This window comes from Peristeroidobacter soli, assembly GCF_004138485.1.
Taxonomy (GTDB): domain Bacteria; phylum Pseudomonadota; class Gammaproteobacteria; order Steroidobacterales; family Steroidobacteraceae; genus Steroidobacter; species Steroidobacter soli.
The window spans coordinates 916641-927216 of sequence record NZ_RYEV01000004.1; the positions used below are offsets into that span (position 1 = coordinate 916641).

1 protein-coding gene is annotated in these 10576 nt (G+C 65.5%); it reads left to right on the plus strand.

Features of this window, described 5'->3' with window-relative positions:
* Window positions 1-13: 13 nt before the first annotated feature.
* Window positions 14-10564, plus strand: coding sequence for an autotransporter-associated beta strand repeat-containing protein (locus EKO19_RS19635; protein WP_129778135.1), 10551 nt, complete (start codon window positions 14-16; stop codon window positions 10562-10564).
* Window positions 10565-10576: the final 12 nt, after the last annotated feature.

A 10576-nucleotide genomic window follows, 5' to 3' on the forward strand; every position in this document is an offset into this window, starting at 1 on the left:
AGGTCGAGGAGCGATGAAGAGTCAGATCATCCGGCGCGTGGTATGCCAGCGGTTGCAGCGTCAATGGGCCATCGTTCCCTGGCTGGGCATGTTGATCGTCATGCCCGGCCAGGCCCAGCAAGTCACGCCCACGGGCGACAACGGTCGCCTGACACCCCCGTCCGATTGCACAGTCTCGCCCGACCCGCTGCCGCTCACGTGCGGCACGATCGTCAATTTTCCGCCGCAAACCGCGACCACGCTGTCGACCACCGACTACATTCTGGTCGGCGCGGGCGCGGGTGACGGAACGACGGCAGGGACTGGCACGCTCACATTGAATGGTGTGACCAACGGCTCGCTCGGCGGGCTTCTGGTCGGACTCGCAGCGGGCTCGGACGGCACTGTCACGCTCACCAATGCATCGACCCTCAATGGTGGAGCGCAGGCTCATATCGGTGGTCGGGGACAGGCGTTGCTGGACATCCAGGGTGGCTCCGTCTTCAGCGCCAACACGGTGACCATCGGGCGCGGCAACGGCTCGGTCGGTCGGGTACACGTCTCGGGCACCGGATCTCAGCTCAACATACTCAATACCGGAACGATCGATCCAGGCACGTTGTATGTAGGACGCGATGGCAGCGGACAGCTCATCGTGGAGAACGGCGCGACGGCCAGCGTTCCGAACTACATTTACGCCGGCCGCTCGGCAGGCAGCACCGGCGAGATCATCGTTCGTGGCGCGAACTCCACGCTCACCGCCGGACAAACCGTTTACATAGGCTATGAAGGCACGGGCTCGCTGCTCGTGCAGAACGGCGCGGCCACGACGGCCACCACGCTCGTGCTCGGCTCACGAGCGGGAGGCTCGGGTTCGCTCACTGTCGACGGTGTAAATGGCGGCACCGCGTCTCGACTCACGTTGAGTGGCGTCCTGCGTATCGGCGATGCCGGCGACGGCACAGGGCATATCACCAACGGCGGCAGCGTGCAGGCGGACAAGACCTGGGTGGGCTCCGGCACCACAGGATCGGGCACGTTGACCATCGACGGCACCGGCAGCTCGTTATCATCCACGACGAATCTCTATGTCGGCTCCGTCAACCAAGGCGCACTCACCGTCCGGAACGGCGGCACGTTGACGACCCCCGGCACGAGCTACATCGGCTTCGACCGGGGCAGCACAGGAACCCTGACCGTGACCGGCAGCGGCACGACCTGGACCGGTCGGCTGCTCGACGTCGGCGAATCCGGGACGGGCACGTTGAACGTTCTCAACGGCGGGCAAGTAACGCTCGGCGGCATACGGCCGCGGCTCATCGTCGGAGCACTTGCTGGCGGCACCGGCGCGATCACCGTGTCCGGGACCGGCTCGACGTTGACTGCGCCGCTCGGCACCGACACCGTCGCTGGCGACTTCATCGTCGGAGAATTGGGAAACGGCTCACTGACCGTCGACAGTGGCGGCACCGTCAACGCCTACTGGCTTGGCGTCGGCCGAGGCGCCTCGGGCACGCTCGTGCTCCGAGGCACCGGCACTACGGTCAACACGACCTATAACGCCAACGGCTCGCTGGTCGTCGGGAACCAGGCTCGCGGCACGATTTCCGTCGAGGACGGCGCCGTGCTGAATGTCGCCGGCTTCGCGCATCTCGGCGGAGCGGCACGCTTCACCGCGCCCAACTCGGGTGGCCAGACCATCGTCACCGTCACCGGGACCGGCTCGACGTTCAATGCCGCCACACTGTATGTCGGCGAGTACAACCGAGCCGAGTTGAACGTCCTCAACGGCGGCAAAGTCGTCGTCTCGGGCCCGACCAGCCTGGGCGTCACATATACCAGCTCCGGCAGCAGCACCGGCGACGGCACCGTCACCGTTTCCGGCGCTGGATCGCAGCTGACCACCAGCAATATTCTGGTGGGCAACAGCTATGCAGGTTCCCTGTCGATCACCAACGGCGGTGTCGTCACCGCCACCACCGGGAGCGTCGTGATCGGCTACGGCACCACAGCCACCGGTAATGCGCTCATCGACGGTACGGGATCGCGCCTGACGGTAGGGACCTTCCTCAATGTCGGCTCAGCCGGCAGCGGCAATCTCGCGGTCAGAAACGGCGGCACTCTTCAGACTGGCACGAGCTCGAGCGTGGTGGGGCTCAGCTCCGGCAGCTCCGGCACCCTCTCCCTCTCCGGCTCCGGAAGCACCTGGACCGCGACCGGCTTGATCGAGGTCGGTCGCAGCGGCACCGGCCTGCTGTCGATTTCCGATGGCGCAGTCGTAACTGCCAACGCGAGCGGCACAGCGTTACTCAGCGCCAGCACATCGACGTCCACCGCACGCGTGCTCATTTCGAATGGCGGCCGCTTGACGCTCGCAAGCAGCCTACGCGTCGGCGATTCCGGCACTGCATCGTTCGACGTTGTCGACGGCGGAACCGTGCAGGCGGGAAGCGCCAGCTATATCGGCTACCTCGCCTCCGGCAGCGGAACGCTCACTCTGCGTGGCACCGGCTCGGCGGCCGCATTCAACGCCGCGAGCGGCGTCGGCCTGACGCTCGGCGCATCGGGCACCGGCACAATGAACGTTCTCGCCGGAGCCACCGTGACCGTGCCGACGAGCTCCCTCTGGGTCGGCAGCGGAACGACCGGCAACGGTGCTCTGATGATCAGCGACCCGGGCTCCTCGGTCACAGTGAGCGGCGCGAGCAGCCTGGTCAATATCGGCTCCAGCGCCACAGGCGTGGTGACCGTTGCGAATGGCGGCACACTCGCCGCGCAGCTCCAGATCTCCACGGGTGCTGGCACCGGCAACGGCACATTGAACATCGGTGGCGCCGCGGGCAGTCCCGCGACCGCGCCCGGCATCGTCAATACACCGTTGATATCGATGGCCGCCGGAACGTCCATCATCAACTTCAACCACACCAGCGGCGCCTACACCTTCGCGCCCGCGATCTCGAAGAGCACCGGCACCGGCACGATCAATCAAAGCGGCCCGGGCACGACCATTCTGACCGGTGCGAGCAGCGCGTTCGGTGCCGGCACCGTCAATGTCACCAATGGCCGGTTGGTAGTAAACAATGTCCTCGGCTCGACCACCTCGACCGTGAATGTTTCGAACGGCGCCGCACTCGGCGGCGCCGGCACGCTCGCCGGCACAGTGAACGTGGCCGGTGGCGCGCGCATCAGCCCGGGCGCCGGCACCGGCAGCGCCGGCACGCTGACGGTGCGCAATCTGGTGCTCGCCGACACTTCGATTTTGAACTTCGATCTCGCCAATCCCGCCACCATCGGCGGCGGCGTCAACGACCTGCTGACGGTGACCGGCAATCTGACCCTGGACGGCCGGCTGAATGTCTATTCCGCGGGCGCCTTCGGTGCCGGCACCTATCGCCTGATCAACTACAGCGGCACGCTCACGAACAACACGCTCGATCTCGGCTCGCAGCCCGCCGGCACGACGAGCACGATACAAACATCGGTCGCGAACCAGGTGAACCTGGTCACGACCCAAGGCAACGCCCTCGCCTACTGGAAGACCGGCGGCACGCAGGTCTGGCAAGGCGCCACCGGCAATCTCAACTGGAGCGATCAGACCGGCACGCCGACGCTGGCGTGGACCGACAACGCATTCGCGGTGTTTCAATCGGCTGGCAGCGCGCTCACGGTGGATACGACCGGCGGTCCGATCAATGTAACCGGCCTGCAGTTCGCCACCGACGGCTATTCGTTGACCGGCGGCGCGCTGACACTCGTCGCAGGAATGAACACCGTGCGTGTCGGCGACGGCACGGCCGGCGGAGCCTCCTATCGTGCAACGTTATATACGCCGCTCACCGGTACGGGCGGCATCAACAAAACGGATTTGGGAACATTGGTGCTCGCCGGCGCGAATACATACACCGGCGGTACAACTGTCTCCAGCGGTACATTGCAGCTCGGCGATACCACCGTGGAGGGCACTGTTGTCGGAGACATCGCGAACAACGCGACGTTGGCATTCGGCGGCGCTGGAACGTCGACGTATGCAAACGTGATCTCCGGCAACGGTGCTGTCGTTCAACGCGGCACCGGCACGACCATCCTGACCGGCACCAACACCTACGTCGGCGGCACGACCATCGAGAGCGGCCGACTGCAACTCGGCAACAGCTCGACGGCCGGTTCCATCATCGGCAATGTGAGCAACGCGGGCACGCTGGCGTTCTCGCAGGCCACCGCGATGACCTTCGGAGGCGCCATCTCCGGCGCCGGCAATGTGATTCAGGACGGCACCGGTGTCACGACCCTGACCGGCTCGAGCACATACACAGGAAACACCCGCGTTGCCGCCGGTACCCTGCAGATCGGCGACGGCACGGCCAACGGCTCCATCTCGGGCGGGGTCACCGTCGATTCCGGCGCGACACTTGCGTTCAATCGCTCCGACAATGTTTCCTACGCCGGCGTGATCACCGGCGCCGGCCGGGTCACCAAGGTCGGCACCGGCGAGCTCACATTCAGCGGCGCGAATACCTACACCGGCGGCACGCAGGTCAACAATGGACGGCTGCTTCTCAATGGCGATCAAAGCGGCGCGACCGGCGCAATCACCGTCGCATCGGCAGCGATTCTGGGCGGCACCGGCACGACCGCCGCAGCGGTGAATGTGAGCGATGGCGGCATCATTGCAGCCGGCCTCACGGGCGTCGCCGGCACGCTGACGACCGGCGCGCTGACGCTCGCACCGAACGCCGTGCTCAATTATCACTTCGGCGAGGGCCATGTCACCGGCAGCGGCGTCGCGGGCGGCACATTCAACGATCTGGTGCACGTAAACGGCAATCTCACGCTCGACGGCACGATCAACGTCACTCGCAATGGAACATTCGGTCTCGGCGTGTATCGGGTGTTCGAATACACCGGCTCGTTGACCAACAACGGCCTGGTCGTCGGCACCGCGCCGACCAGCACGTACTACGTGCAGACCTCGACCCCCGGGCAAGTCAACCTGGTCAACATCGGCACTCGCACGACTCAATTGTGGGACGCAACGGATGCTCGTCACAACGGCATCGTCAACGGCGGCACCGGCGTGTGGCAGGCCTGGGCGGGCAACGACAACTGGTCGGACGGCGCGGGCGGGCTCAATGCGGGATACATATCGGCGGTGGCCGGCGCCGCCACCACCATCATCACCGCATTCGACGGTCCCGCGGGCACAGTGACGATCGATACCAGTCAAGGCGCGGTAACGACGAACAACCTCGATTTCCGCTCCGACGGTTACGTCATCGGCGGCGGCCCACTCACCGTGGTCGAGCGCACCGTCAGCGGCACAAGCTCCGCCGGCGCCGTCAACGTCGCGACCGGTGCAACCGCGACCATTCAGTCCGACTTGATCGGCACCGGCGGCTTGACCAAGACCGGCAACGGCACGCTCATTCTCTCCGGCACCGGCTCCTACGCCATGGCCACCGCCGTCAACACGGGCGAACTGGTCGTCAACGGCAATCTCAGCGGCCTGGCCGCCACGACCAGCATCGCCACCACCGGAACGCTCTCGGGCACCGGCTCGATCAACGCCACTTCGTTGGGCGGCACTCTCGCGCCGGGCCGCGACGGCGCTGTCGGCACGTTCACGACCGGCAATCTCTCCATGCTCAGCACCGCGAAGCTGTCCATGGATCTCGGCGCAGCGGGAACGCCCGGCGGCGCGCTCAACGATCTGCTCGTGGTGAACGGCAATCTCACTCTCGATGGCACGTTGAACGTGAACGTGCCGACCGGCGGTACGTTCGGCGTCGGCGTCTATCGCCTGATCAACTACACCGGCACGCTCACCAACAATGTGATCAACCTGGGCACGATGCCCACGGGCGCGACCGGCTTCATACAAACCTCCGTCGCCAACCAGGTGAACCTGGTGAACAGCGGCAATCTGCCGGTGACGTTCTGGGACGGCCCCGGCGCCATCAACGACGGCACGATCGGCGGCGGCGGCGGCACGTGGTCGCCCACCAACGACAACTGGACCACCGCCGACGGTACGTTGAACTCGGGCTGGCAAGCGAACGGTTTCGCTGTGTTCCAAGGCGCGCCGGGCATCGTCAACCTCAGCAGCGCGCAGACGGTCGGCGGCTTGCAGTTCGCGGTCGACGGTTATCAGATCACCGGCGGGACGACACTCACGCTGGCGTCCTCCGGCTCCAGAATCATCCGCGTGGGAGACGGCACGGATGCCGGCGCCAACTACGTCGCGACCCTGCGCATGGGCTGGGGCGGATCCAACAGCTGGACCAAGACCGACCTCGGCACGTTGATCATCGCCACCGACATCTCGACCTCACCCACCACCATCGCCGAAGGCACGTTGCAGATCGGCGATGGCGGCACGACCGGTTCCATCGGCGGCGCGATCACCAACAACTCACGCCTGGCCTACAACCGCTCCAATTCGCTGGTCCAGTCGTCGGTCATCTCCGGCTCCGGCAGCGTGGAGCAGAACGGGACCGGCTCGCTGACGCTCGCAAGAGCCAATACCTACACCGGCGACACGATCATCAACCATGGCTCGGTGCAGACCTCCATCGCCAATGCGCTGCCGAGCGGCACCGATGTGATCATGGCCTCCGGCACGACGCTCAATCTGGGCAACTATGCGCAAACCATCGGCTCGTTGTCCGGTGCCGGCAACGTCACCTTGGGCAGCGCCACGCTCACCACGGGCGGCAACAACACCGACTCGACGTTCTCAGGCGTGATCTCCGGCACTGGCGATGTCACGGTCGCCGGCACCGGTACGTTCACGCTGACCGGGACCAACACCTACAGCGGCACCACGAATATTTCGAGCGGCACACTGCAGTTGGGCGACGGCGGCACGACTGGCTCGCTGGCCGGCAACGTCACCAACTCCGGTGGCACCATTGCCATCGCTCGCACCGGCGACGTCGCGCTCAGCACAATCGTCGGCGGCACGATCAGTGGCGCAGGCGGTCTCACTTATCGAGGCGACGGCACGCTGGTCGTCGACACACAGCAAACATATACAGGCCCCACGAACATCGAGACCGGCACGTTGCAAGCGGGCCTCGCGAATGCGCTGTCGCCGAACACCGCCGTGACGGTCGGTCCACACGGCACCTTCGATCTCAACGATTTCGCACAGATCATCGGCTCGCTCTCCGGCTCCGGCACCGTCGATCTCGGCAACGCGGTGCTCACCACCGGCGGTGACAACACCGATACGACCTACGCCGGCACGATCGCGGGCACGGGCGGTCTGGTCTTCAACGGCACCGGCACGCTCACGCTGACGGGCACGAATACCTACACCGGCGGCACCACGATCCAGCAGGGGTCGTTGCAGCTCGGCGATGGCGGCGAGACCGGTTCGATCGTCGGTCCCATCCAGCTGGTCGCTGCGGATTCAGCGCTCGCCATCAATCGTTCCAACCCCGTCGTGATCGAGGGCCTGATCACCGGCAACGGCAGCGTCGGCGTAGTCGGCACCGGCACGCTGGTGCTGACGGCCGAGAACACCTATACCGGCGGCACCAACATCGCGAGCGGCGCCACGCTGCAACTCGGCAACGGTACGACCACCGGCTCCATCGTCGGCCCCGTGGCCAACGAAGGCACGGTCGCGGTCGATCGCAGTGACAATGTGAATCTGAGCGATGTCATCGCCGGCTCGATGACCGGCACGGGCGGGCTGACACAGCAAGGCAGCGGCACGCTCACCATCGATACACAACAAACCTATACCGGCCCGACGACCATCTCGAGCGGTACCTTGCAAGCCGGCGTCGCCAATGCGCTCTCCCCGCAAACCTCGGTGGTCGTCGCCGGTGGCGCGACGTTCGACTTGAACGATCTGCCGCAAACCATCGGCTCGCTCTCCGGCGCAGGCTCCGTCGATCTCGGCACGGCGACGCTCACTACCGGCGGCAACAATGAGAGTTCGAGTTTCTCCGGCAGCCTGAGTGGCAGCGGCGATCTGGTGAAAGTCGGCACCGGCGAATTGATCCTGAGCGGTTCGAGTCCCAATTTCACCGGCGAGGCGCGCTCCGAAGGCGGCGGCAACATCACGGTGGGTTCGAGCGACGCGCTCGGCACCGGCACCCTCGTGGTCAGCGCGCCGGGTGCGTCCATCGGTCTGAGCGAAGGAACGAACGCTTCCAACAATGTCCGTGTCGAAGCGGACACCGGCGTCAGCGTCGATCAGGGCACGGCCACGCAGGCCGGCGTCATCTCCGGCAGCGGCGGCATCGAGAAGACCGGCGGCGGCACGCTCATCCTCGCCGGCGACAACACCTACAGCGGCGGCACCACGGTCACCGGCGGCACCTTGCAGATCGGCAACGGCATGTCCGGCTCGATCGCCGGCGACATCGTGAACAACGGCATCGTCGCCATCGATCGCGACACCGATCTGAATCTGAGCGATGTGGTCGGTGGCACGATCTCAGGTCCCGGCGGTTTCGTGAAACTGGGCAACAACACGCTCACCGTCGACACACCGCAGACTTACACGGGCACGACCGACATCGGTTCCGGAACATTGCAAGCGGGTATCGAGAACGCGCTCTCGCCCTCCTCTGCCGTCAACGTAGGTGCGAGCGCGATCTTCGATCTGAACGATTTCAATCAAACCATCGGCGGTCTGAGCGGCGCCGGCAATGTGAGTCTCGGTAGCGCCACGCTCACCACCGGCGGCACCGGTCACAGCACGTTGAGCGGAATCATCTCGGGCACCGGCTCGCTGGTGCAAACCGGAACCGGCACGCTCGTGCTGACCGGCGACAACACCTACACCGGCAGCACGACCGTGCAGGCCGACAGCACGCTGCAACTCGGCGACGGTGGCACCACCGGGTCCATCGCGGGCAATCTCACCGCCGACGGCACGGTCGTCTTCAATCGCGTCAACGATGTGACTTTCGCCGGCTTGATCGGCGGCAGCGGCACGCTGCGCCAGAGCGGCACGGGTATGCTGAGCTTGAGTGGCGACAGCAGCGGCTTCACTGGAGAGACCTGGATCGAACACGGCGTGCTCGCGGTGAATGGCAGCCTGGGCGGCACGGTGCGCACACTGACGAGCGGGCGCCTGCAAGGCACGGGCACCGTGGGCAATCTCATCGTCGAAGACGGCGGCACCGCGGCGCCGGGCAATTCCATTGGCACGTTGCATGTCAGCGGCGATGTCACATTCCAGGCCGGTTCGGTGTACGAACTGGAAGTGAACACCGCCGGCCAATCCGATCAGATCACGGCGCAAGGACGCGCCCTGGTCGAAGGCGGCACGCTGCGCGTGTTGGCTGCGGCCGGCGACTATACGCCTTACACCCGCTACACCATCATCACTGCGAACGGCGGCGTCTCCGGCGACGGCTTCGATCTGCTCGACGCCAACTTCGCCTTCCTCACGCCCGTACTCGAATACGGCGCCAATGACGTGACGATGATCCTGAACCGTAACGGCGTCGAGTTCGGCGACATCTCCGGCACGCCCAACCAATTCAACACCGCAACCGCTGTGGAAAGCCTCGGCGCCGGCAACGCGCTCTATGACGGCGTCGTCGAACTGGAAGAGTCCGTCGCGCGTAACGCCTTCGACCAACTCTCCGGCGCGCTGCACGCCTCATTACGAACGGTGGCGCTCGAAGACAGCCGCATCGTTCGCAATCTTGCGAACGAACGCACGCGAGCTGCGTTGGGTGGACCGGTCACCGACAGCGGCGCCGCTCTCGCCTATCAGGACGACAGCGAAGGCGGCATCTGGGCGCACGCCGTCGCGGTGGGCTCGTGGGGATCGTTCGAGGATGGTGACGACAACGCGTCCAAAGTCGACCGCGATCTCTCCGGCATCCTGTTCGGCCTGGATCGTCGCTTCGGCTCGGCACAGCTCGGCGTGCTGGCGGGCTTCACCACCTCCGACATGGACGATCAACTGCGTTCGAGTGCCCGCAACGAGAGCTACCACTTCGGCATCTACGGCGGCACCCAGCTGGATGCCATCGGTCTGCGCGGCGGTGTGACCTACTCCAATGCCAAGATCGAATCCCATCGCAATGTGAGTTTCGGCGATTTCGCCGATCGCCTGAACGCCGACTATGACGGCAATGTGCTCCAGGCATTCGCCGAAGCCGACTATCGCGCACAACTGGGACGATTCTCGCTCGAACCATTCATCGGCTTCACCTACGCGAAAGCGGACATGGACGGCTTCACCGAACATGGCGGCCCCGCGGCGCTGACCGTTCGCGGCTCGGACTTCGATATCACCTACTCTTCCGCCGGCGCCCGCGGCTCAACTCAATTGTGGTCGAACGAGCAGGCGAAGCGCGCCATCACGGCCAGCGCCTCGGTCGCGTGGCGACACGTCTTCAGCGACGACCCGCCGGAGATCACAAACTCATTCGGCGCAACGACTCCGTTCAAGGTCGGCGGCGTGCCGATGGCGAAGGACTCCGCAGCGGTCGACGTCGGACTCGATGCAAGCTTCGGCACCGACGCCTCCGCCGGCATCTTCTATTCAGGTCAGCTCGGCAGCGACGTCTCGGACCACGGGGTCTCGGCACGCTTCAGCTGGAGGTTCTGATCGGATAACCCG

Excerpts from the sequence above, each read along its gene's own strand:
- EKO19_RS19635 (WP_129778135.1), top strand. The coding sequence starts at position 14 with ATGAAGAGTCAGATCATCCGGCGCGTGGTATGCCAGCGGTTGCAGCGT.